At 50.4% G+C, this 24,842-nt stretch carries 23 protein-coding genes; 18 read left to right on the top strand and 5 right to left on the bottom strand.

Annotated features, from left to right (window positions below; all coding sequences use genetic code 11):
• Positions 1-9: 9 nt before the first annotated feature.
• Both nadC and H6624_09110 read right to left on the bottom strand, forming a co-directional pair.
• Complete coding sequence (nadC, locus tag H6624_09115; GenBank protein MCB9084494.1) at positions 10-837, bottom strand: carboxylating nicotinate-nucleotide diphosphorylase; 828 nt, start codon at positions 835-837, stop codon at positions 10-12.
• Between the two features lie 11 nt (positions 838-848).
• The gene (locus tag H6624_09110) at positions 849-2,075 is read right to left on the bottom strand and encodes a response regulator (GenBank protein ID MCB9084493.1); all 1,227 of its coding nucleotides are present in this window, start codon (positions 2,073-2,075) and stop codon (positions 849-851) included.
• A 156-nt stretch (positions 2,076-2,231) separates the two neighbouring features.
• Here H6624_09110 and lptG point away from each other — a divergent pair, with 156 nt between their 5' ends.
• From lptG to H6624_09060, 10 genes are all read left to right on the top strand, one after another.
• Entirely contained in the window at positions 2,232-3,308 is a 1,077-nt protein-coding gene (lptG, locus tag H6624_09105; GenBank protein MCB9084492.1) for an LPS export ABC transporter permease LptG, read from the top strand.
• A gap of 117 nt (positions 3,309-3,425) precedes the next feature.
• Positions 3,426-4,028, top strand: a complete 603-nt coding sequence (gene def / locus H6624_09100; GenBank protein MCB9084491.1) for a peptide deformylase — start codon at positions 3,426-3,428, stop codon at positions 4,026-4,028.
• Positions 4,025-4,969 (top strand): methionyl-tRNA formyltransferase, encoded by a 945-nt coding sequence (locus tag H6624_09095; GenBank protein ID MCB9084490.1) that lies wholly within the window; start codon positions 4,025-4,027, stop codon positions 4,967-4,969. Before def ends, H6624_09095 begins: the two co-directional genes overlap by 4 nt.
• Entirely contained in the window at positions 4,962-5,615 is a 654-nt protein-coding gene (locus tag H6624_09090) for a ribulose-phosphate 3-epimerase (protein ID MCB9084489.1), read from the top strand. Before H6624_09095 ends, H6624_09090 begins: the two co-directional genes overlap by 8 nt.
• Positions 5,615-7,147, top strand: a complete 1,533-nt coding sequence (hutH, locus tag H6624_09085; protein MCB9084488.1) for a histidine ammonia-lyase — start codon at positions 5,615-5,617, stop codon at positions 7,145-7,147. Before H6624_09090 ends, hutH begins: the two co-directional genes overlap by 1 nt.
• Complete coding sequence (gene hutU / locus H6624_09080) at positions 7,141-8,790, top strand: urocanate hydratase (protein MCB9084487.1); 1,650 nt, start codon at positions 7,141-7,143, stop codon at positions 8,788-8,790. The genes hutH and hutU overlap by 7 nt, the downstream gene beginning before the upstream one ends.
• Positions 8,781-9,647 carry a MipA/OmpV family protein gene (locus tag H6624_09075; protein ID MCB9084486.1) on the top strand — a complete coding sequence of 289 codons (867 nt, stop codon included), beginning with the start codon at positions 8,781-8,783 and terminating at the stop codon, positions 9,645-9,647. The genes hutU and H6624_09075 overlap by 10 nt, the downstream gene beginning before the upstream one ends.
• A 233-nt stretch (positions 9,648-9,880) precedes the next feature.
• Positions 9,881-10,480, top strand: coding sequence for a YceI family protein (locus H6624_09070; protein MCB9084485.1), 600 nt, complete (start codon positions 9,881-9,883; stop codon positions 10,478-10,480).
• Positions 10,477-11,361, top strand: coding sequence for a c-type cytochrome (locus tag H6624_09065; protein ID MCB9084484.1), 885 nt, complete (start codon positions 10,477-10,479; stop codon positions 11,359-11,361). Before H6624_09070 ends, H6624_09065 begins: the two co-directional genes overlap by 4 nt.
• Before the next feature lie 147 nt (positions 11,362-11,508).
• Positions 11,509-12,357 (top strand): hypothetical protein, encoded by an 849-nt coding sequence (locus tag H6624_09060; GenBank protein ID MCB9084483.1) that lies wholly within the window; start codon positions 11,509-11,511, stop codon positions 12,355-12,357.
• A 70-nt stretch (positions 12,358-12,427) separates the two neighbouring features.
• On the opposite strand, the gene H6624_09055 is transcribed toward H6624_09060, so the two are convergent.
• Positions 12,428-13,399 carry a hypothetical protein gene (locus tag H6624_09055; protein MCB9084482.1) on the bottom strand — a complete coding sequence of 324 codons (972 nt, stop codon included), beginning with the start codon at positions 13,397-13,399 and terminating at the stop codon, positions 12,428-12,430.
• A 190-nt stretch (positions 13,400-13,589) separates the two neighbouring features.
• Between H6624_09055 and H6624_09050 the strand changes: the two genes are divergently transcribed.
• From H6624_09050 to H6624_09025, 6 genes are all read left to right on the top strand, one after another.
• Positions 13,590-14,417 carry an SDR family NAD(P)-dependent oxidoreductase gene (locus tag H6624_09050; GenBank protein MCB9084481.1) on the top strand — a complete coding sequence of 276 codons (828 nt, stop codon included), beginning with the start codon at positions 13,590-13,592 and terminating at the stop codon, positions 14,415-14,417.
• Positions 14,418-14,637: 220 nt separating this feature from the next.
• Positions 14,638-17,046, top strand: a complete 2,409-nt coding sequence (locus H6624_09045; protein ID MCB9084480.1) for a hypothetical protein — start codon at positions 14,638-14,640, stop codon at positions 17,044-17,046.
• Positions 17,047-17,121: 75 nt separating this feature from the next.
• Complete coding sequence (locus H6624_09040; GenBank protein MCB9084479.1) at positions 17,122-18,180, top strand: hypothetical protein; 1,059 nt, start codon at positions 17,122-17,124, stop codon at positions 18,178-18,180.
• Between the two features lie 255 nt (positions 18,181-18,435).
• Positions 18,436-19,476, top strand: coding sequence for a hypothetical protein (locus H6624_09035; protein MCB9084478.1), 1,041 nt, complete (start codon positions 18,436-18,438; stop codon positions 19,474-19,476).
• Positions 19,477-19,797: 321 nt separating this feature from the next.
• Positions 19,798-21,054, top strand: coding sequence for an imidazolonepropionase (locus tag H6624_09030; GenBank protein ID MCB9084477.1), 1,257 nt, complete (start codon positions 19,798-19,800; stop codon positions 21,052-21,054).
• 100 nt (positions 21,055-21,154) lie between these two features.
• Positions 21,155-21,574: a hypothetical protein gene (locus H6624_09025; protein MCB9084476.1), complete on the top strand. Its 420-nt coding sequence runs from the start codon at positions 21,155-21,157 to the stop codon at positions 21,572-21,574.
• Here H6624_09025 and H6624_09020 read toward each other — a convergent pair.
• On the bottom strand, positions 21,522-22,130 hold the full coding sequence (locus H6624_09020) for a TlpA family protein disulfide reductase (GenBank protein MCB9084475.1): 609 nt from the start codon (positions 22,128-22,130) through the stop codon (positions 21,522-21,524). The genes H6624_09025 and H6624_09020 overlap by 53 nt on opposite strands.
• Here H6624_09020 and H6624_09015 point away from each other — a divergent pair.
• Positions 22,112-22,360, top strand: coding sequence for a hypothetical protein (locus H6624_09015; GenBank protein ID MCB9084474.1), 249 nt, complete (start codon positions 22,112-22,114; stop codon positions 22,358-22,360). The two genes, H6624_09020 and H6624_09015, sit on opposite strands and share 19 nt — an antisense overlap.
• Here the strand turns inward: H6624_09015 and H6624_09010 are convergent.
• Positions 22,357-23,130 (bottom strand): acyltransferase family protein, encoded by a 774-nt coding sequence (locus H6624_09010; protein MCB9084473.1) that lies wholly within the window; start codon positions 23,128-23,130, stop codon positions 22,357-22,359. The two genes, H6624_09015 and H6624_09010, sit on opposite strands and share 4 nt — an antisense overlap.
• Positions 23,131-23,168: 38 nt before the next feature.
• Between H6624_09010 and glpK the strand changes: the two genes are divergently transcribed.
• On the top strand, positions 23,169-24,827 hold the full coding sequence (gene glpK, locus H6624_09005) for a glycerol kinase GlpK (GenBank protein MCB9084472.1): 1,659 nt from the start codon (positions 23,169-23,171) through the stop codon (positions 24,825-24,827).
• Positions 24,828-24,842: the final 15 nt, after the last annotated feature.

Genomic DNA, 24,842 nt, shown 5'->3' with positions numbered 1-24,842 from the left:
ATTACTCCTTTATTGCTTTCCCCAGTCAAATAAGAGACTGAAGTCGGCACAGGGTGCCGAGTGGGTCAGGGCCCCGACGCTAATGTCATGGACTCCGAGCATGGCCACGGAGCCAACTCTGTCGAGGGACATATTGCCGCTGGCTTCAACGGAAATTGAACCCGGGATTTTTTTTAGGGCCTCGGTAATTTCCTCATCATTCATATTGTCCAAAAGGATTCGCTGAACCTTTAAATTCACGGCCATTTGCACCTCGTCCAAATTGGTGCACTCCACCTCAATTGGTTTGGCGACATGAGAGCGGATCTGCTCTATAGCCTGGCGCATTCCACCTGCCAGGCGAATATGATTTTCCTTAATCAAAACCGCATCGCTGAGATTCATGCGGTGATTATGGCCACGCCCATCACGCACGGCCTTCTTTTCCCATTCTCGATATAGGGGTAGGGTCTTGCGGGTGTCCAGAATTCGGCACTTGGTGTCCTTCGTTTGATCGGCAAAGCAACGGGTGTAGGTGGCAATACCTGAAAAGTGGCCGAGAAAATTAAGGCCGACCCGTTCCGCTTTGATGACGGAAATCAAGTTTCCGCTGATTGTAGCGACCGTCTGGCCGTTGAGGACGAAATCCCCATCATCAAATTGCCATTGGACCTGACAGCCTTCATCCAGTTCATGGACAGTGGTGGCAAAGAACTCCTTACCTGAGAGGACCAAATCCTCTTTGGCCATCAGTAGGGCACGCCCGTATTTTTCCTTAATGCCCAGATTGTCGGTGGTAAGATCACCATCGGGAAGGTCTTCCCGTAAAGCTGCCCGTACAATTTCGTTTAATGTCACTGGTTCACACTCTAGCGATATTGCTGGGGTTCAAAATCCTCTAAGAGCCGCTTGAGTTCGCGTTCGATAATTCGCTCCGCCAGCTCCGGAACGACTTTCCAGATCACTTCTTCCAGATGTTCAGCGACTTTGTCACGCATGAATTCCTCAATTTGCGCCTTCACGATTTCTTCAACTCTGGCTGGGTCAATGCGGCGTAAAGGAGCCAATTCGCCCTCATCCGGCTCTTCAGTTGCCACATCTTCCAGCTCCAACTCTAGGTCTGAGTCTTCGGACCCACCAGGGGAGGAGGTAACGATAGGAACGGAATTATCCTCTAGCAGGTCATCGGCGGGCCCAGTCGAAGGAGCCCTTGTGGCGGTGATGTCAGATGTCCGTTCGATCGGTTCGCTCACTTCATTTAGCAAATGAACCTGTTCTAGGGAGTCCTCCGGGTCAGGATAGGTGACATCGGGAGTGTCCATTTGGTCTTCATCAGGAATCTTAATCCGAAAGCGGGTGAGGTCTTCTTGTTCCCAATTGGATTCGCTGTCCTCAGGAGAATCGACCAACAATTCCTCGTCCCGATTGCCGGGAATGGGCGGAGGGGCATTGCCAGCAGGTGGCGGCCCGGAAAGGGTGACCTGCTCAAAGCCCGCAACGTCATCAGGTCGTTCATCCCGATCACGCACAAGATTTGGTGCTTCGGGAACCTCAGGCACATCGGCGAAATCTTCCATCGACCAGTCCGAGGAGGTCTGCATTTCTTCCACCGGGGATTCAACTGGTGGCGCCGTCGGGGGAGCCATTGGTTTGCCAGCCGGCTTTCTCCCATCCACAAACTCAGGCATTTTGGGAAACTTCAAAAACTTGGACAAATCCTGACTGTGGGTCTTGGGCACCAGATTTTGAATCAACTTACGCAGAGCCTGGACATCAAAAGGCTTTTCCAATTGGGCGTTGGCTCCCGAGGCCTCAAACTTGTCTTGATCGAGCTCCATAAAGCCACTCCACATCAAGACCACCGGAGTTCTTTGCAGTTGGGAGTCAGACTTCAGCTCCGCACTGACCTCATAGCCACTTTGCTTTTGCAGCAGCACATCGGCAAACACGATATCTGGCTGGAACTTTTGGGCCACGGGGAGGACATCCACTCCCAAATTGACCGACTTGACCTCAACAGCGTAGTCCTGGAGTGCCAGCTGAAAAACTTTTTTGATGGTGCTGCTCTCATCGGCGAGCAAGACGCGCAAAGCCATACATCGAGTTAAGTCCTTTTACCGAGTCCAGTCAAGTCTGGTGAATGACTCAGCTATCGCCACAAGAACTTTTGCTGCCAAGGGGCTGTTTCCCGTGTTAAGCTGAAACGCGTTAGAAGCCAAGCAAGGCTCCTCGGAAAGGTCATCCTCCCAGTGATATCCATTATCGATCGCTACATCGCGGGCAAGTTCCTGCTCTTTTTTTTGGGCGGTCTGATTGTTTTTGCCACCATCTTTTTGGCCTTTGACTCATTGACCTCGATGGTTCGCCACGACGTTGGCAGTGACGTTCTCATTCGCTTTTACACTTATTATTTACCGGCAATTCTTTATCAGATGATTCCTGTGGCCTGTTTGATTGCCACAGTTTTCACTCTTTCTTCTCTCAACCGCAGTCAGGAGTTGGTGGCCCTGTTTAGCGTGGGTATGAGTCTGGCACGGGTGAGTTTACCCATCTTGGTGATGGTGGCTTTGGTAGCAGGGTTCAATTTTTGGATGGGCGATCGGCTGATTCCCAAATTTAATCAGAAAAAGAACTTTGTTTATTATGTGGAGATCAAAAAGCGGCCCGGTCTGTATTCAACCGTAAAGACCAATAAGATTTGGTATCGGTCGGAAAACGTTCTGTTCAATATTAAAACTCTCAATGCGGAAAAGGCCACGGCTCAAGGTTTGAGCCTTTATTATTTCGATGCCGAATGGAACCTGATTCAATTGATCGCCGCCAAAACGGTGCACATGGCAGGCTCCACTTGGGAGTTGGACGAAGGCACGGTGACTTTGTTTGCCAAAGAGTCTTCCTTCCCTTTGACCAAGTCCTTCGATAAAAAGGTGATCGAGATGAACGAAGAGGTGGCTGACTTACAGTCTTCGGAGAGCTCTTCGGACACCATGTCTCTTAATAGTCTGAGTAAATTTATTGCTAAGAACAAAGAGGCGGGTTTGGATACTCTTCGTTATGAGGTCGACTTTCACAGCAAGATGAGCTTTCCATTTGCGGCTCTTGTCATGTCTCTTATGGGATTGCCCTTTAGCGTGACTCGCCAGCGATCAGGTGGGACCTTTCTCAATGTCTCACTTTGTATTGGCCTAGCCTTCGTCTATTGGACTCTTTATAGTTCAGCCATTACTTTGGGTCGCCACGGAGCCATGCCTCCCTTTATTGCCGCCTGGGCGCCCAACCTATTGATGACCATCGGGGCAGCGGTTCTTTTCTTGCGTTTGCGTAAGTAAAAGGCTAAGTCTTTCCAGTTCTTGGCATTTGAAACCCCTCTCGCGCGACCGGTGGTATTTGCTTTAAAATCGGGGTATCATGGTAGAGCTGGGATCTTGAAGGAGGTCTAGAGGCGAATGGCCAAATTGGAGATATTGAAGTTTCCCGATCCGCGTCTGCGGAAGAAGTCCGTAGCCGTTAAAGAGGTCACGTCTGAGCTCAAGCAGCTGGCGGAAGATATGCTGGAAACCATGTATTCATTTAGCGGCATCGGTTTGGCAGCCCCGCAGGTCAATCACCAGGTTCGTCTTTTGGTGACGGACACCCGACCGAGAGAAAATGGCCGTTATAAAATTGAGGATATGACGGAGCTGGAACAGGCGATTGAGCAACCCTTGGTGATTTTTAATCCCGTAGTCGTAAGCAAGAAAGGCAAGACCACCTACGATGAAGGATGCCTGAGCGTTCCCACCTACTATGAAACCGTGCAGAGGGCGGAACTGATCGAGGTCGAGGGCCTGAACCTGGATGGTGAGACGTTTCGCTTTCAAATGGATGGCCTGTTGGCCATTTGCATCCAGCACGAAATCGACCACCTTGACGGCAAACTATTTATTGATCGTTTAAGCCCCATTAAGTCCAATCGAATTAAGTCGCGCATCAAAAAATTTGGTTATCCTGATCCGGAAAAAGAAGACGATGATCAGGACGACGGAGATACAGAAGAAGCAAACTTGTGAGTGTCATTCGCACCGTATTTCTTGGAACTCCCGATATTGCCCGGCACTGCTTGGAGTCTCTGCTGAAGGATGACCATTACAATGTGGTGGGTGTTCTGACCCAACCTGACCGCCCCAGTGGGCGCAAGATGAAACTCACACCTTCTCCGGTAAAAGAGCTGGCCGAGGCCAACGGCATCCCGGTGCTAACTCCAGAAAGAGTCAAAGACCCCCAGGTCTTGGCCGAAATTGAATCTTGGGGCGGTGAGGCTGCCGTGGTGGTAGCCTTTGGACAAATTCTGCCCCAGGAGTTTTTGGATCTTTATCCTCGCCAAGTGGTGAATGTTCATACTAGCTTGCTTCCTCGCTGGCGCGGGGCGGCTCCCATTCAGCGGTCGGTGATGGCGGGAGAGGCGGAGACCGGGGTGTCCCTGCAAGTGATGGTCAAAAAGTTGGATGCGGGAGACGTGATTGGTGTCAGGCGCATTGCCATTGGCGATGACATGAATGCCGTGGATTTGCACGAGGCCATGAAACCATTGGCGGCCGATCTTTTGTCTGTGGACTTCATGGATTATTTGCGGGGCAATCTGGTCCCGGTGGTCCAGGATGAATCCCTGGTAACCTACGCCCATAAAATCGACAAGGCCGAAAGCCTGATTGATTGGCGCCGTCCGGCAATGGAGATCCGCAACCAAATGCGCGGTTTGGCGCTGGGCCCCGGAGTGTATACGACACGGGAAGGAAAGAAGCTCAAAATCCATCAAGCCGAGGTGATCCCGATCAAAAAAACGGCCAATCCAGGAGAGGTGATCGAGGTTGACGCAGACTCTTTTGTCGTGGCATCTGGTGGGGATGCCTTGAGAGTTAATAGCGTGCAACCGGAGTCGCGCGCGCAGATGTCGGTGAAAGATTATTTGCGCGGCTACCCCCTCAAGCCTGGAGAAAAGTTGGGTGACTGAGAGTTTTCTAATTGCGCCGAGTATTCTGTCGGCGGACTTTTCAATCTTAAAAGAAGAAATCAAAAAAATCGAAGAGGCCGGAGCCGATTGGGTCCATGTGGACGTCATGGACGGACACTTTGTTCCGAACCTGACCATTGGCGCTCCAGTGGTGAAGTCCTTGCGCCCGGTGACCAAGATCCCATTGGATGTTCACCTGATGATCGAGGAGCCAGAAAAATATGTAGATGATTTTATCTCGGCTGGTGCTAACTATCTGACCATTCACGTCGAGGCGACCAAAGATCCAGCTGCGGTTTTAAAGTCCATTCGTGAAAAGGGCTGTAAGCCCGGGATCACCTTGCGGCCGGCCACTCCGGTTGAAGACATTTTGTCTCTAATACCATTGGTGGACCTGGTATTGGTCATGACGGTTAATCCTGGTTTTGGAGGTCAGTCTTTTATGGCCGATCAGGTGCCGAAGATCGATCGCATTCGCGCCGAGATTGCCAAGCTGGGCTCTCAGGCCTTGATTGAGGTCGATGGTGGCATCAATGCCGAAACCGCCCGTCAGTGTGCTCAGGCCGATGTCTTGGTTGCCGGTTCCTATGTCTTCAAAAACGATTATGCTTGGGCAATTGAAGCCTTAAAGGGAGCACGGGGATGATTGAAATCACCGGACAAGATATCGACATGGAACAGGTGTGGCAGATCGCCTATTGTCTGCCGGTCATGAAAGTGGGCTTGTCACCTGATGCGGCTGAGAAAATGCAAATCTCCCGCCGCTACATCACCGACCGCATGGAGCGGGGAGATGTGATGTATGGGGTGAATACAGGTTTTGGTGCCTTCAGTGATGTGAAGATTTCCCATGAGGACACGATTCAGCTGCAAAAAAATCTCATTCGCTCTCATTGCACGGGTGTGGGGCAGCCGTTTTCCAAACCTGAATCTCGGGCCATTATGTTTTTGCGCGCCAATGCTTTGGCCCGTGGCCATAGTGGGATTCGTGTTGAGGTGGTGGAAAAGATATTGGAGTTTCTCAACCACGATGTGGTGCCGGTCATTCCCCAGCAGGGAAGTGTGGGAGCCAGTGGCGATTTGGCTCCTCTGTCTCACTTGGCCCTGGCTCTAATGGGCGAAGGTGAAGTGTGGGACGGTAAGAAGCACATCCCATCCATGGATTTATTGAACAAAAAGGGCATTGCTCCTTTGGAATTGCAGGCCAAAGAAGGGCTGTCCTTAATCAACGGCTGTCAGGTAATGACGGCTGTGGGGCTTTTGAATTGCTACGAGGCCCGCCGCCTGGCTTGGATGGTGGACCTGGGTGGCGCCATGTCTTTGGAAGCTCTGCAAGGCTCGCGTAAAGCCTTTGATCCTTTAATTGCTTCAGAACGTCCCCACCCTGGTGAGGCGAAGACAGCGAGAAATCTTTTGAAATTGTTGGGTCCCACCTCGCAGATTGGTGAAAACCACGCCAGTTGCACGCGGGTCCAGGACGCCTATTCTTTGCGCTGTATGCCCGCAGTCCATGGTGCTGCCAAGGATACTCTTCGCAATACGTGTCGGACTTTAGAGATCGAAGCCAACTCCAGCACCGACAACCCCCTGGTCTTTGCTGAGGAGAACAAGGTACTGAGTTGTGGCAACTTTCACGGTGAGCCGGTGGCTTTTGCTCTCGACTTTTTGGGTATTGCCATGAGTGCCATGTCGAGTATTTCAGAGTGTCGAATCGAAAAACTCATCAACCCGGCCATGAGTGGATTACCCGCCTTTTTGGCGCCAAAGGGTGGTTTGAATAGTGGCATGATGATTGTTCAGGTGTCGGCCGCCTCTTTGGTGTCGGAAAATAAGATTTTGTCTCACCCGGCATCGGTGGACAGTATTCCCACCTCAGCGGACAAAGAGGATCATGTGAGTATGGGAACCATTGCTTCGCGAAAGCTGGGGCAGATTGTGCGTAATGCGGAGAACATTGTCGCCATGGAACTTCTTTGTGCTTCACAGGGCTTGGGCCTGCTCGCACCGATGAAGGCAGCCGCCGGCGTGAACGCCGCCTACGAGACCATTCGTCAAAGTGTGCCCTTTGCCGAAGAAGACCGAGTGTTTTATCGTGATATTGAAGCGATTAAAGAAATGATCCGCTCAGAAGATCTGCTCAACAGCATACATAACAGCGTGGGAGACTTGGAATGGTAGGAAGAACAGTAAAGGCCCCTAAAGGTCTTGAGCTCAACTGCAAGGGCTGGCTGCAGGAAGCTGCTTACCGCATGATTCAAAACAATCTGGATCCCATTGTCGCCGAAGATCCAGAGAATCTCATCGTCTATGGTGGACGTGGCAAAGCGGCCCGTAACTGGGATTGCTTTGATCGCATCCTCACGGCTCTTAAGGAACTGGAAAACGACGAGACCTTGCTCGTGCAGTCGGGAAAGCCCATTGGTGTATTAAAGACTCACGCGGATGCCCCTCGGGTTCTATTGGCTAATTCTAATTTGGTGCCTAAGTGGGCCAACTGGGAAGTCTTTGACGAATTGGACAAAAAAGGCCTGATGATGTACGGCCAAATGACGGCGGGCTCTTGGATTTACATTGGCACCCAGGGAATTATCCAAGGGACTTATGAGACCTTTGTTGAAGCCGGTCGCCAACATTTTGGTGGCGATCTCAAAGGCAAAGTCATTTTGACCGCAGGTTTGGGCGGTATGGGCGGAGCCCAGCCATTGGCTGGTGTTTTTGCTGGCGCAAGCGTTTTGGCTGTCGAAGTGGATCCAACGCGCATTCAAAAACGACTTGATACCAAGTATGTGGATGAAGTGGCGGAGAATCTAGAAGATGCATTGGCGAAAATTGCCAAATATAGGTCCGATGGGGCAGCCAAGAGTGTCGCTCTGCTTGGTAACATGGCCACTGTGATTCATGAATTAAGGGCCAAAGGTTTCAAACCTGATCTTTTGACCGATCAGACTTCGGCCCACGATCCTCTTAATGGCTATATTCCCGAAGGCTACTCGGTCGATGAGGCCGCCAAGCTTCGTAACTCTGATCCCAAGGCCTATTTGCAAAAATCCAAGGCCGCCATTGCCAAGCATGTGCAAGGAATGTTGGCCATGCAAAAAGACGGCGCCATCACCTTTGACTACGGCAACAACATTCGCGCTGTGGCCCAAGAAGAAGGGGTGACCAACGCCTTCGATATTCCCGGCTTTGTGCCCGAGTACATTCGCCCCTTGTTTTGTAAAGGCAGTGGGCCCTTTCGTTGGGTGGCCCTCAGTGGTGACACCAATGATATTCAGGTCACCGACGATGCCTTGCGCGAGCTTTTTCCCCACAAGACCCATCTGCTCAAGTGGCTCGATATGGCTGAAGAGCGCATTGCCTTTCAGGGATTACCTGCGCGCATTTGCTGGCTTGAGTACGGCGAAAGAGCCAAGGCCGGTCTGAAGTTTAATGAGCTTGTCGCTCAAGGCAAAGTCAAAGGACCAATTGTGATTGGGCGCGACCATTTGGATTGTGGTTCTGTGGCCAGCCCCAATCGGGAAACTGAAGGCATGAAGGATGGCTCGGACATGATTGCCGATTGGCCCATTCTCAATGCCATGGTGAACACCGCTTGTGGTGCGACCTGGGTAAGCTTTCACCACGGTGGTGGTGTGGGCATGGGCTACAGTCTTCATGCAGGTCAGGTCATTGTCGCTGACGGAACTCCCGAGGCTGCGGCTCGATTGGAGCGCGTTCTCACTGCTGACCCGGCCATGGGTGTTTTTCGTCACATTGATGCTGGCTATGAAGACTCCGTGCAGGTTGCCAAAGAAAGGGGAGTGAAATCCCTTTGGATCTAATCCGCAACTGGACAGGACGCCTGTTGATATCGGTATTTCTTTGGGCCAGTCACTCGCCGGAGGCTCTGGCCAAGGTGCGGCCCTGGGAAACTGATCTTCCCCTTTACGAAGTCGGTCTCGCCGGTGCCGTGTTTTATCTCCAGGACTACCCAGCTGCGGATCAAGGTCGTTTACGGGCTTTGGCCCTTCCCTATGTCTATTATCGTGGAAAAGTTCTACGCGCCGACGATGAAGGTGGTATACGCGGCAAGGTGATGGAAAAGGACCGGATTGAGTTTGACCTGAGTGCCTCGGCGGCATTTCCAGCTAATAGCGAAGACAATAAAGCCCGCGGTGGAATGCCTGATCTGGATTGGATCGGTGAGGTGGGCCCGCGTCTTCGTGTGCACATTATGGAAGATGAAAATGTTCGGTTGGACTTCAATATGCCCGTTCGTTATGTGTTTTCCACGGACTTTACCCGTATGGACGATCGAGGTTATCTGTTTCAGCCTCAATTGGCATTACATGTGGAAAACGTATGGCAGGAAGAATGGGATCTGACCTTTCTTTTTTCTGCCCAGTTCGCCAGCGATCAATTGATGGATTATTTCTATGAGGTCCCCGCCGAATTTGCCACCCCCGAGCGTCCGAGCTTTCAGGCTAAAGGTGGACTCCTTGGCAACAATTTGGTGGTCGGCGTCTCCCGCGAAGTAAAACCCAAATTCACCGTCTTTTGCGGCATCAAGGTGGATTACTACGGACTTTCGGTCAATCGCCGCAGTCCCTTGTTCAAGGATCCGTGGAACTCGGCCTTTGCGGTGGGGTTTAGCTACCAGATGTATGAGTCGGTCGAGAGAGCGGGGGATTGGTTTTAAGTAGCGTCGTCATCCCAAAAGGTTCCAGGTCCTCTTTGCGGACGCAGCATGACAATATTCTAAAGACCGTCTTAAGAATAATGTCATGCTGCGTCCGCAAAGAGGACCTGGAACCTTTTGGGATATTGATCCCGCCTATGACAGCAATAGGTATTAGTCGTTTTAAGCTATTTCAGAATTGTCGTATACCCTGGGCATTGCCTGACCAAGCGGGCATTAACAGGGGGAATGACATGACAGTAGGATTTGGAAAACAATTATCTTTGTTGGTGGCGGCAGTAGCCGTGACCTTGATGACGCAAACGGCGTCGGCGGCAGCAGTGGCCCAGGCCGGACAGTATGAAATCGATGGGGCTCACACCAATATTGGTTTTGAAGTCAGTCACTTGGGGTTTAGCTTGGTGGTGGGAAGGTTTAACACCTTTTCTGGCCACATCCAGTTTAACCCCAATGGTGAATCGAGTGTCGTGGCCGAAATTGACGTGGCCAGTGTGGACACCAATCAGAAAAGGCGGGATCAGCACTTGCGCAGCCCGGACTTCTTTGATGCCAGTCGCTTTCCTAAAATGCGTTACCAATCGACTTCAGTGGACTACGACCAGGACGGAAACCCTAAAACTGTTCACGGCACCTTGAGCCTTCATGGTGTCGAAAAAGAAGTGAGTCTTGCCGTTACCCCTATCGGGGCCGGGCAGGATCCTTTTGGCGATGTGAGAACGGGGTACCAGGCCAAGGCTCTGATCAAACGTTCGGACTTTGGCATGAGCAATCTATTGGCCGTGGCCGGAGACGAAGTGGCCATTACTATTAACATCGAAGGAATCCTTCAGTGAGGCAACTGCTCTTAGGGGGATTCCCGCTTTTTGTGACCCTGCTGGCATTGTCCTGCGGGGCCACTCATGATCTGGGGGAACTTGAAGGGGGAGATCCCAGCTTTCTTTCCCAGGTCAAAACCAAGTTGGATCAACCGGAGCAGATTGTTTTCTCAGATGTGCAAGCTCTTGTCTTTCAGGAAAACTGTCTCGAGTGTCACAACACCCGAGACAAAAAAGATGGCATCAGCTTGTCGAGTTTTAGTGAAGCCTTCGGGGCCAGTGCTCAGCGCAAGATCCTGGTTCCCTACGAACCCGACCGCAGTAGTTTGATGACTTCTCTTCTTGTGCCCAGTGGTAAGCGCCACATGCCGCCCTTTGATAAACCTCAGTTGAAACCTGATCAAATTGAACTCGTCCGTCAGTGGATTAAACACGGAGCCAAACAGGAGGTCAGTGATCAGGTGAAGAGAGAGCCCAGCCTCAAGGAGCAACTGCAACCCTACTTTCTCGATCCAGCCTCGATTGACTACCCGGTGGTGCAAAAGTTTCTATTTAAGGACTCTTGCATCAAGTGCCACTCCAAGGAGAGCGAGGGAGTGGATCGGGATGTGCTTAGGTATTCTGCCAATCTGACCAACTATCAAACTCTCTTTCACCCAGCGCTCACCGTCGTCAAAAAGGGCCATCCTGAGGAAAGCTCCATTTTTAAATCCATAGCCATTCATCAAAGCATGCCGCCCGGCAAGGAAGGCTATGACCTAGTTCCCAGCGTGCTGGTGAAGCTTCTGCGCCTGTGGATTCTCAACTGTGCGGTCGAGGACAAAGACCGAGTCGACGACGAAAGGCCGGTCAGCGACCCGGAAAACCCGGAAAAAATTCGACTGTGCGAGGATCAGTAGCACCTTAGTCGAGCTTTGCCGATCCGGCCTTCATTGATGGCAAAAAATTGGTCACAATAAAATCACCAGTGATGGCGTTAAATCCAATACAGTTCAGCCTGACATCGACTGGATGACTAAAACCAAATCCTGACTTGAGAGGATAGAATGTTCAAACTCGTTCTTGCCAATTCTTTACTTCCTGCCGTGGTTTTGTTTTCTCTGGCCATCAGTAGCTGGGCTGCTGACAACAATCCAGCCGTTAACAATGAAGACATTTACCGCGGCATGATCCGCTCGGCCCTCCAGGATAGCTGTGCTGATAACGGAGAGATCAAGGTGATGGAAAACTCTCCGGTGGTGGATGCGATTCTGCCCACTTTTGACGCTTGTCTTGGTCGGACAGAAAACATGTCCGAAGTGGTGCCTTACACACTTTCACTGGGAGCCTTAAACAAAACTGGAGGCTCGGGCCTGAATATTGGCGGAACAGGATTTTTAGATGTCCCTCATGGGCCGGGAGTTGTTCACTGCAAAACCCAATACGACAGCGTGGAATTTACCTTTCCCAAAAACGCTCCGCGGGTGGTTAAGTACACTTTTATCCCTATGGAAAAGGGTAAATACCAGGAGCATAAAGAAGAATTTGATAAAGTGACGGAGCAGCTAGATAACATTAAATACCGCTACAAGATCGAAGAGGGCGAACTGAGAGTGGAAAGCATCTCCCGGACTCTGCCGCCGGCAAAACCAGGAGAGAGAAAAACCTTTGTGGGAACTTTTAACTGTGATCGTTTTCGCCACCACCTGAGTCGCATGAACAAATCTCAGATTCAGTCCAAGGCCTACGAAAGCGAAGAGTTTCGCACCTGTGCCGCCTACTGGCCCGAAACGGCCAAGGATGATCAAAAGCTTCGCTGGGCCCAGTGTGCAGCAAGACGCTCTATGGCCCAGTACCCGGTGATCACTGACCGCACTCCCGCCGGCCCAACTGGAAGTGACAAAGGGCAGAAGTAAACAAGTGCCTGAGGCAGTCAACAAAGGGCTGGCAAGGCTCCCCTAAACCTACGCCAGCCCCTTGAGCCATTTAAAGTCGAGTTACGACACCGATGTGATGAGGTGAGCCTGAGGCCTCAGTTCCGTTTATGATGCTCACGTCGTACAGGCCCCTTCCCTGGTTAAGTAAATCAGTGACACCCCGTGGAATCTTGAAGTTGGGGATGTTTGCTCGATACACCTGACCAAAGACGCTATTGGCTGGCACGTGTCTAAATCCCAAGCTTTTGAAGGATCGACAAACCTTGGCTCCGGTTCCCGCTCCATTTCTCTTGGCGACGCATAGCTGAGATTCTTCGGTAATGTTGAAGGCGGCAATGCTGTATTGCTGAAAGGGTGCGAGCTCTCGGGTGTAGTCCGACGCTCTCAATTCCAAGATCGCCATCTGCACAGTCGAAAAGTCTGATGTCACCTCAACCTTGTATTCTTTACTGACTGCTCCGGTGACAGGATCCCACCAGCGGAGGATATATCGATTAGGAGGAAAGGACCCAGGGGGTGCGTCGGAAACCCATCTCTTAAGAGGCTCTCTAAACTGATAATCTAGAGTTGAAAGCGGAGTATAGTTTTCGGCACGGTTGCACCTCGTCCCGCCTTGGAGGTCGGCACATCCACGCAGTTTTGAGGAAGCTCTGCCAACGGCAAAGGTAATGGTTTTAAGAAACGAAACCTGGCCAGTCGGATTGTTGTTGTCGGCAATGATATCTGCACCTGCTCGAATCGTCGCCACTGGCGAAAGATTGGGCTGGAAGGCTAGATTGAATGCAGCGGTCCCCGTTAGATTGACTAACTCAGGCCTAATTACAGTTGCAAATGTTGAGGTGTCGGAAAGGGCCGAAAGCAGAAGATCGCCTTTAGTAGCGATCTGAGCATCATTGCTGGATTGATCAAGCTGGTCGGACTCTTTGCCGACAAATTCAGCTCCACAGGAGCTAAGAAAAGCAATTAACAAGATTGAATACACAAAGCAGGGCCTTACGGCCTGAATCCGTCCGTTAACCATGGGTTCCCCCCCTTTAGGTTTTGATAAATTTTTGTGAAGTTAAAACTCGACCGTTGACGTGAGAGAACGTGATTACAGCATAAAACCCTTTGCCGGGGTGAGCAACCGACATTAGTGTCGCGATTCCCGGGTGACAGCGGTCGTCCTCAATGCTAGCTGTAAAAGAACCAGAAACTTTTCGGGGGTATCCATGCAAGTCGTTCTGATTACAGGTGCTTCGTCAGGAATTGGGGCCGCGTTGGCTGAAGAGTATGTCCGTCGTGGCCATCATGTCGCCCTTTGCGCGCGTAGGGAAGATCGCCTTCAAGAAGTGGCCGATCGTTGCCAAAAACATAATCCCGCAGCGACTGTTATTTGTGTCAAAGCCGACGTGACCAAACGTGAAGAGATGGATCAAGCCGTGGCCCAGGTGGTGGAGAAGTTTGGTCGATTGGACACTGTTATTGCCAACGCTGGATTTGGCGTGGCTGGCAAATTTGAAAAACTCACCCATGAAGATTACCAACGTCAGTTTGATACCAACGTATTTGGTGTAATGAACACGCTTTGGGCAGCCCTACCTGAACTGAAGAAAACCAAAGGCCGCATCGGTTTGATCGCCAGTGTGCTTGGCTATGTGGCATTGCCTTCATCATCAGCTTATTGCATGAGCAAGAGTGCTGTGCTGGCCTTGGGCGAATGTTTGCGCTTGGAAGTCGCTCCCCATGGAGTCTCAGTCACCAATGTGTGTCCTGGATTCATTGAATCTGAAATCCATCAGGTGAACAATCGTGGTGAGTATGATCCAGATCGCACGGGCCGTTCAGCTCCTCAGCGCTTAGTCATGCCTGCCGACAAGGCAGCAAAACAAATCTACCGAGCCCTCCAAGCGCGAGCCTATGAAGCCGTCATCACCTGGCACGGGCGTGGTGCCGTGTTTCTGCAAAAACACTTCGGTTCAATCGTCGCCTGGGGACTCAAAGGTTTTGCCACCAACAAGCGCCTCAACCGCGAAGTCAAACGCCCGCTGGCCGAATGAGGGGCTTCGTTAAGTCCTGAGCCAAATCTCAAATGACAGTGACCTTTACCCTGATATGGCGGGCGAGGCTGGGTTTGTCGAGGTAGACGCCTCTATTAAATAGTGTTTATTTTTAGTACAAAAATCGTTTTTTTTTTTTTTCGGTGCCCATCGGTTATCCTTAAAAGCCAGTTCCAGAATTCCTTTCAGTAGTACGTTGGCTCATATGAGGGGGGTATTTGTGCTCAATCTGTTTCGTCACAGGTTAATGTTGTGTGGCTTCCTTGGTATTGTTCTTAGTTGGGGAGCTAGGGCTCAGTTATTCACGGATGTTGTGAAAGTGCCAATTGTTCCTACGGGAACCTACCTGGAAACGACATTTTGGGACCTCTATGCTTCTCAGTCAACCAAGCTTTATCTTAGGTCTCTGTGGTGGGACTATCAGATCGACCTACGTGACGGCGATGAGATCGCATTGTCAGTTGATGGGGGCTATATGCCGTGGCCTTTTGCGGCCAGTGAATCCAGTCGAGTTGGGGCGGTTTTTGTCGATGATGAGGGATCGTTTTTGTATCCAGGGCTGGGTACTATTGTGAGCCCGGTGTGGACTCAGCCGGTGGACATCCCGTATGACTTTGAGATCGGTCCGGAACCCCAGAGAGTGCGAATCCCAGAGGGAGCTGTGGCCGTTTTATTTACAACCTTGGATTTATGGTATTCAAACAATCACGTGATTGATCCAAGTCAAGGATTTGACGTCAAAGTCGTTCTTGAAGTGAAGCGCAGATCTCCAACCCCTTGGTTTGATCTGTCCGTCGATTCATCGAGTATCGTTTTTAAGCAGATTGTTTTAAACCCTCGCATGGGCCCCTACGATGAGTATGCCTACAATCCTGAGGATCAGAGCAGTCACGTCTGGGCAAATATGGAGGCAAACTACCCGATTTCGCTCATTGCCGGAAGAGCGGCTTCGGTTGAGGCCGACATTCATTTATACGGCACTATGCCATCGCCAGAGGTGTTGGGTCCTGAAGCACCAGAGCCGGTTGTAACCCTTGGGGTTGACTACATCCACGAGGACAATAGTGTTACTATTTTGGATACAGTTGAACTGTCCCCGGGAGATTTCACTGGCGAGATTGGGTGGGAATCCTATCACTATAGAAAGGTTTTTGATCCAGCAATCTTTGGAGCTGGGCGTGGCCAAATTCAGTTTAGTGCCATCGCAAACTATACTATCGAGGAAGTGCGAACAGGGAACAATTATGGCCATCGGCAGATTATCGTTCATAAAACTAAACCAATTCTTGTCGGGCTCTACAGTATAGTTGCCTTAAACCCATTCACGATGGACCCATGTCGTAAAGACCAAGTGGGGATATCCTGTTTTCTGCCTCCTCACCCGGGTTCCTACGAGTTTCTAGAGCAAGAGAAAGAACTCATTCAGAAGGTCTTTCCGATCCCAGACAATGGTGTCACTCTCTTTGGAGCTACATTCAGAGATGTCGCTAAGCAGAGCATTGGTCTGGATAATCATACTTGGGACATGAGTAAACTCAGTCTTATTGCTAAGAAGATAAAAAGCGACTATGGAGGGACACGAAACGTCTATATCGCTGGAGTTGTTGATCGATCCTACATACAATACCATGCGAAAACCTCGCTTGATGAATATTATAAACACGAGGGGTGGAAGAGCGTTTTAGGCTATTCTCAGGTAGGGCTTGAGGGAATAATAGTCGTACCAAGCGCCAGTAATAGTTTGGAGGGCCCAGCCTTCGTCCCAGGTAGTTTGGTGCATGAACTAGGCCACGTTTTCGGAACCAAGTTCCATTCAAATGACCCACGAGTTGTTTCTTACACCAGAAAAGAACGGAATGTGGTAGCAGGTTATGAATTCACGGCCGAGGGAGAAATGCAGGCTAGGTTCGGGATGGTCTCAATAATGGAGTCTGCATTCGAAGGAGATCCACTCCAGGATCTTTGGATTGATCCCTTCAGCTATGGGGCGATGCTCAGGTATCTCAAGTGGCCCTGGTATGATCCCGAGTTGGTCGTCGTGAATGGAGTCATGAGTAAAGATGGAGATTTTTCCCTGGTTGATTCGATTCAGGTTTCTCATGGTGATCTGATGGCCTATCCGGATTCGGAATTTGAATTTGTCGCTCGAAACCATCGTGGAGAGGTCGTTTATCACAACAATATGGTTCCGGACTTCCAGATGTTTGTCGGGGGATTTGAGGAGCCAATTGAGCTAAACTATGCCCCTGTCTCGATTAGCTTCCCCAACCTATCAGAGATAGACTCCATTGAGGTATCAAAGGGTGGATTTGTGACCTACCACCTAGACGTCAAGCAGCAGGGGCTGCGAGCTGCTTTTGATCATATCCCAGACTCGGGATTCCGGGTGAGAAACCGAAGACTGATTCGATTGATCAGAGAGCAGATGAGCCATAGAGTAGATAAGTATCTCTTTTTTAAGGAGAGAGGCAAGAAGTACCAAGCGAGAAAAGAGCTTTGGTTGCTGAAGAAAATTGTAGAAAAGGTGGTTCGTGATCATTATGAGCCGGAGAGTCCCTTGGATATTGGAAAGTCCGAAGTGTTGAGTGTAATTGAAGATACAGTATTGTCCATACGAAACTGGGAGTAGAAATTGGCACCGAGGAGACTTGGCTCATTCTGTTTGTATTCAATTCTCTTGGCTCTAGGAATATTGAGTTCCACAATGCGAGGGTTAGCCTCGGAAGACGCGTGTCCTACAGAAAGCAAAGAGTATGACCTCATATTTCAGGGGCGAATTGGCTCACCAGTCATCCTGGCGTACAGCCCGTCAGTCAAATCGACAACTAAGCCTGATGAACCCTATGAGAATGTTGGGTTTTATGAGACTAAGATTTGGAAGGGCGATACTCGCCCACAGGGGCCATACAATGCGATTCCGATCAGAACAGGAGTAAAGGACTCATACAAATTCCCGAAATCAGATGACACCTATCTTGTCTACGCAACGAAGATGAAGGACGGCACCTACTTTGTTCACCGGTGTAGTCCAACACTGGTGGCTAAGATGGCCGATATCGCTGCCAAAACACTTGGCCGACCAATTTATGAGGAGCGCAACCCCTACTACAGTCTGTTGGATGTGGGATTGGTATTTAAAGAGCGGGACAATAAGATCGATGGATGGCCAGCTATAAATGCCTATTGGAAGTCCTACGTGGAACGGTACCGCAGAACGCATTATTCTGTTGCTCCTTGTGCAGAGCAGAGCAAGGCGGATGTGGTCTTTATTGCAAAGGCGAGGATAGAAGTTAAGGAGAAATTTCTCGCATCTTCAGCCTTAGGTGGGGTCACTTTTTCGAGTTACCAGAACCCATTTTATCCGTGGTCCCTAGTTGAAGGGCTAAGTTTTTCCGATATAGAGCTCTACAAGGATATTAAGGGTCGTTTCCTGAAGCAATTGGACCTGCGTCCCGGGCCGAGGCCTGGGGTATGGAAGGTAAAGCCCGGTGAGAAGCCTCCAAACGATTGGCGAAATCCGTATTTTCACGTTAAAAACATTGATAGGAACGCTTATGAGTTTGCCCGAATTGACTCTGGATATTATCTGGTGAGAGGAAAGTGGGGAGAGAATGGCAGTTTTTATGTCGACCGTTGTTCGGGAACGACGCCCATAGAATCCGTGAGCAAAGAAGAATTGAGGAGTCTTGGGGCTCCCTTGTTCAAGGCGTCCAGGTGTTGGTCTTGCAACAAAACAGAGCAGAGCGCAACTAAGAACAAGTAATCCCCAGGATTACTTGTTCCCCACTGTCAAACAAGACCTGAGTTCCCAACAGCGGAACAGAAGATCGTGGAAAAGACCATTTGTGATCATTATGAGCTGGAGAGTCCCTTGGATATTGGAAAGTCCGAAGTGTTGGATGTGATTGAAGATACAGTATTGTCCATACGAAACTGGGAGTAGAAATTGGCATCGAGGAGACTTGGCTCATTCTGTTTGTATTCAATTCTCTTGGCTCTAGGAATATTGAGTTCCACAATGCGAGGGTTAGCCTCGGAAGACGCGTGTCCTACAGAAAGCAAAGAGTATGACCTCATATTTCAGGGGCGAATTGGCTCACCAGTCATCCTGGCGAACAGCCCGTCAGTCAAATCCAAAACTAAGCCTGACGAATCCTATGAAAATGTTGGGTTTTATGAGACTAAGATTTGGAAGGGAGAGTCTCGCCCACAGGGGCCGTATAATGCGATTCCTATCAGAACAGGAGTAAAGGACTCATACAAATTTCCGAAATCCGATGACACCTATCTTGTCTACGCAACGAAGATGAAGGACGGCACCTACTTTGTTCACCGGTGTAGTCCAACAAAGCTGATGAGCGAAGCGAGAGAAGAAATTGGGGCCCTTGGGAATCCCGTTTATGTGGAAAAGAACCCTTACTATATCTATTCGGACTTAGAGTCCGTGTTGAATAGGGATCGCTCAAAAAATGGGGGACAGGCCTTTGAAAAATACTGGTGGTCTAATGTGGAGCAGTATAGAGCCAACAACTACTCCCGTATTCCTTGCGAAAAGCCAGGCCTCTCGGACGTTGTCTTTATAGGCGAAGTCACCAGTGTATGGTTGAAAATCTACAATGAGTATCGGGATAGAAAACCTCATGTGGAATTTTCCCGAGATCCGTTCTATCCGCTGTCCATGATTGAGGGTGTTACTTTTGCCCGTGTCGAACTCTATCGCGACGAGGGCAATCGACTGCAGAAACAGTTTGATGCCAGAGCCGGGGTGCAACCAAGGCGAAGTGCCCGAAACTCAACAAAGGGCGACCTCCCGAAGTGGGCGGGTGCTTACGTGCGGTTACGGGACTTAGGTGAAAACAGCTTTGAATTTGCAGAAGTCGGATCTCGGTATTATTTGGTCCGAGGCAGTTGGCGCAAAGAGGGAGATCTCTATGTTGACCGGTGCTCTGGGACAAAGCCCATTGAGGAGGTCAGTGCTAATGAGCTCAAGGCCTTAGGGTCTGCGATTTTCAGGGCTCAGAAGTGTTACACTTGCACCAAAGAGAAGGGGGCTAAATAGCAAGTGGGTTCTTGGCAACAAAAAAAGACTTCCGAAAACTTCCGTCCCTAGAAGTTTGCGAAAGTCCCGACCAGGAATGTGTCGGGCACACTCCTGACCAAAAAGAGGAAGCCGTAAGGGCGCACGGGGGAATCTCGTGTTTTTGCCCTTGGCTTAATGTTCCATGAGTCAAAGAGCCGGCGGGGGGTCGGTCCTTGACATTAGTCTAGATCGGCTTATTTTGAGAGAGACTTGAGTTGGTTTGAGACACCTTTGTGTACATGTGAGATAGTAGTGTCTCAAAATGAAACATAATACTTCTTTTGAGTGATTGGATCGGGGATGGCCCACTTCTGTTTGTTCCGCAAGATCGATGAGCTTCTAACAATGACGCCTTTGGCGGCTAAAGATGGCAGGCGCCCCCAGGAAGTCGACTTAGGTCTGGTCGAAGAGGGGGCCGTGTTGATTGAAAACGGCCATATCCGCTGGGCGGGCCAGGAAAAGGAGTTGTCCTCTCATCTGATTAAGAGTTTGGTGGGAAAAAGCAGTCTGGAAGAAGTCAGTGGCCAGGGAAAAACCTTAATACCTGCTTTGGTGGAGTCCCACACCCATTTGGTCTTTGCCGGCAGTCGCGCCCATGAGTTTGAAATGCGGGTCAAGGGCGCCACCTACCAGGAGATTGCCGAAGCCGGTGGAGGCATTCGCTCAACCGTCAAACACACGCGGGAGGCGGATGAGAAGACGCTTTTCAACTTAGCCAAAGAGCGCGTGGACGAGTTTGCCCGCCAGGGTGTGGGCACTTTAGAGATCAAAAGCGGTTACGGGTTGGATACAGAAACTGAACTCAAAATGCTTCGTGTGGCAGGAAAACTTAAAGGACCACGCATTTTGCGCACCTTTTTGGGGCCTCATGCAGTGGGACCGGAGTTTTCCTCCTCTGAGGAATACCTGAAAGAAGTGACCGAAAAAATGCTTCCCGCTGTGAGCAAAGAAGAGTTGGCTTCGCGTGTGGATATTTTTGTTGAGCAAGGCTATTTCACCCTCGAACAGGGCGAAGCCTACTACAATCGGGCCCAGAGCATGGGCTATGCCCTCACTGGGCACATGGAGCAGATGAATCGCACAGGCGGTGCCGTCATGGCAGCTCGTCTTGGGGCCCAGTCGGTGGATCATTTGGTACAAGTCACTCCTGAAGACATTGAGGCTCTGGCTAAGAGCCATACCACCTGTGTGCTGTTGCCAACGGCGGATCTTTACCTGCGCATGGCCTATCCTCCAGCAAGACAACTGATCGATGCGGGAGCACGAGTGGCCCTGGCCACAGATTTTAATCCGGGAAGCGCCCCCAGCCAGGATCTGTCTCTGGTGGGTGTACTGGCTCGACTGGAAATGCGTATGACTCTGCCTGAAGTTTTGGCCGCCTACACCTACAATGGGGCTGCGGCTTTGGGACTTCAGGACCAGTGCGGCTCCATTGAGGCGGAGAAATCCGCTGACCTTGCCCTTATTGAAGGCAGCTGGCGAGATTTATTTTACCAGGTTGGACACCATCCTGTGGTTGAGACGTGGGCAAAGGGAAAGCGGATTCATCAAAAGTGAATTCGGATGTGCAACTTAAAAAATCTTAAAAAGCCTTTGCTTTTCCTTAATAGACCTGAATAGTCTAACAACAAGCAAAACATCAACAGGTGGCAGCATCATGAATTCATCGGTCTCCTGTCTTACGCAGTCGAACTATTATTCGCCGGCCTTTAATGCGGCGATCTTTGACGGGCCCATTCGCTTGTACTTTGCCCAGTATCAGGAAGCGGCGGCTCTCAAGATTTATTTCAAGTTACAAGAAGAACTGAAGCACCTTTACCGCAAGGGGAAGGATCTTCACCGCCACTTGGGTCGACACATTTTTGTCATGCTTTATCCCTCACCTGAAACTTTTGATCTTTCATTTCCTAATCATCAGGCAAATGTCATCTGTCGCGGACGCTTGGGTGATGATCATGTTGTGGGAATTAAAGGTGTGCTCTCCGACGAGAGTCTTTGTGATGTTTATCAAGAGATTGGTGACATCATTGAAGGCTGGCAGCTAGAGCCTCGGGTTTCTCCAGAAATGACTTTATAGAATTCCTCATAGCTGGTGCCTGCCAGTTGACGCCACCAAACCATCGGGCGTAGGCCCGCCCATCACCGGTCATGAGAATGTGATAAGGAAGTTGTCCCACCTGAAGTTCCTGAGAAAAGCGAAAGTCCTTGTCCCACAAAAAGGGAATATCAGGGGTACTGGATGCCGCCGTTTTTCGTGCCGGCTCTAAATCTTCGGACGGATCGATATTGACGAGGATCACTCGGAGCCCCAGATCCTGAAAGTCCCTGGCAAGGGCATTGATCTCGGGGAGTTCCGCCAAGCAGGGATAACACCAAGTCGCCCAAAAGGATAAAAGCACTGGGGTTTTTGCCTCAAGGGGCCTGTCTAAGAAGGGCATCCATTCAAGATTGAGACGGTTTTGCCGATCAGTAATAAGAGCCTGGCGCGGGATTTGGCTGTGAAAATGAGGATCAGGAGCCGAAGATGGAGGTTTCTGACTCAGACCAAAGGCGAGGCCAATGGCCACGCCAATTGCCAAACTTAGCAGTAGGCGAAGACGAAAGGGTGTTAGGAATGAATTCTTGCCGCTCACAGGAGCAAGCTAAGCCAACTCGACTTCCCGGTCAAAACAATCGGGGTCAGATTTTGGTGGAGTATGTTCTCCTGATGGTGGTGGCCATCAGTGTCGCCCTTTTGATCACCTCAGTCATGGTCAGCCGCAACGCCGATCAACCCGGCTTCCTCATCGCCAAATGGTACGAAATCATCCGCGAAATCGGCAACGATCCCGCCGACGACCTGGCACCAGTCGATACCAATTAAAGAAAGATTGAGTCCCGCTTGGCTAATTCCTGATTGATGGCCTTTTGCATTCTTTCCTGAATATCAAAGCAAATGTCGTAAACCAAATCCTTGTCGTTGGCGGCTTCGGGCTTGTAGGGAAGATAGATCGGGTCCAAAAACTTGATCTTCCATTTGGCCGGGAGAGGAATCACATTGAGTGGCAAGGGAAGAATCACACCCCTTAAGTACTTGGTAAATCGCAAGCGCGACAAGTTAATGTGGGTTTCTTCAGCCCCAATGACAATGGTCGGAACAATCGGGGATTTGGTTTCAAGGGCCATGCGCACAAAGCCACGCTTGAATTCCTCTAGTCGGTAGGCCTTGGAGGTGGGCTTGAAGTTTCCGTATTCACCTTCGGGGAATAAAATCACCATTTGGTTTTTCTTTAAGAACTTAAGTCCATTGGCGGTAGTGGCTTCAATGAATCCTAATTTGTTGGCAGGTACGGCCGTGGTCTTGGTGATAAACCACAGATGATGGGTCAGGACTCGTGGAATACGATTGGTCGCTTTGCGGATTTCGTGGGCGATCATCATGGCGTCAAAGCCGGAATAGCCGGAGTGATTGGGACAAATCAGGGCCCGGCCCTCTTTGGGTAGGTTCTCCGCCCCTTCTACATGAAGACGAAGGTACTTACGCATGATCTCCATAACAAAACGGGGCATGACTCGATACAGCAGGGCTTCGCGATCGACCCCCTTTAGGTCAAAAATCGATTCATTGGTTTTGCTGTCGTCGTTTTTCTTCATGAATGGCGCCCTGGACTCAACGGAAAATAGAGGTACCCATGTCTACTAAGTATATCCTGGCAATCGATCAAGGAACAACCGGCACAACTGTAAGTATTATACATCAGGACGGGAGTTGTGTGGCCAAGGTCAATGAGGAGTACGAACAGATCTATCCTCGACCAGGTTGGGTGGAGCACAACCCGGAGCACATTTGGAACTCAGTTGTTTCAACCCTAAGAAAGGCTCTTGAGGCCGCCTCAATAAAGGGCGAGCAAATTGCCGCCATTGGGATTACCAACCAAAGGGAAACCACGGTGATTTGGGATCGCAAGACCCATAAACCCATTTACAACGCCATTGTTTGGCAGTGTCGGCGGACGACTGACTTTTGTGAAGAATTAAAGAAGAAAGGCAAAGCCCCTTTGATTCAGGCCAAGACCGGATTGGTGGTGGACCCTTATTTTTCTGGCTCCAAGTTTCGTTGGATTCTCAATGAAGTCAAAGGGGCGAGAAAGAGGGCCGAAAATGGGGAGTTGGCTGGGGGAACCATCGACAGCTTTCTGCTGTGGAGACTCAGCGGAGGAAAGGCCCACAAAACAGATGTGTCCAATGCCTCACGCACCCAGTTGATGAACATTCACAAAGGTGGCTGGGACAAAGAGCTGCTGAAGGTTTTTAACGTACCTCAATCACTGTTGCCAGAGATTGCTCCTTCGTCAGGTGAATTTGGCACGACCTGGGGTTGCCCTGGTCTTCCTGATGGCATTCCAATTGCGGGGATCGCAGGTGACCAACAGGCCGCCCTCTTTGGTCAGGCTTGTTTTCATGAGGGCGAAGCTAAGTGTACCTATGGGACAGGAAGCTTCTTATTGATGAACACTGGCAACATAGCGGTGAAATCCAAATCGGGAATTCTCACCACTGTGGCCTGGCAACTCAAAGGGGAGAAAAAACTCACTTATGCTCTTGAAGGCGGAGCCTTTATTTGTGGAGCGGCGGTGCAGTGGCTTCGTGACGGCATGGATTTTTTTACTGAGTCTAAAGAAGTGGAGACTCTTGCTGGTCAGGTGAAGTCATCGGATGGAGTGGAGTTCGTTCCTGCCTTGGCCGGCCTTGGCGCTCCTTACTGGGACCCTCGCGCACGTGGGATCATCACCGGACTCACCCGCGGGACGACAAGGGCACATTTGGCAAGAGCGACATTGGAGGCCATGGCTCTACAGAACGTGGATATTTTGCGGGCCATGGAAAAAGATTTGGGAAAATCCCTTAAAGGTCTGCGCGTGGATGGGGGAGCTTGCGCCAACAATCTATTGATGCAAATGCAGGCCGACTTTCTTGGCAGTGGCCTCACCCGTCCCCGGTTTATTGAAACCACAGCAGCCGGAGCGGCCTTTCTTGCTGGCCTAGGAGTCGGCTTTTGGCCAAGCCTTAAGGACATTTCCCAGGTGTGGAAGGTCGATAGGGATTTTAAGCCAGAAATGAAGTCCTCGGCTCGGGAAGAGCGTATCAAGAATTGGCAAGATGCCGTCGCTCGCGCCATGTACCACGAAGGCTTGGCTGGCCTTAAAGGTACTGGTGGTGGTAAAAGGGCCAACAAGTCCGCTAGTCCTAAGAAAGCGGTAAAGAAAAGGGCGACCAAAAAGAAAACAAAAGAGTCAGCCAAAGCAAAGGTGACAAAAAAGAAGAAGGCAAAAGCCAAAAAGAAGAAGTAGTCCAAGAAACTCGGG

This window comes from Pseudobdellovibrionaceae bacterium (assembly GCA_020635075.1).
Classification (GTDB): Bacteria; Bdellovibrionota; Bdellovibrionia; order Bdellovibrionales; family UBA1609; genus JADZEO01.
This window is presented reverse-complemented; position numbering and strand designations above follow the sequence as displayed.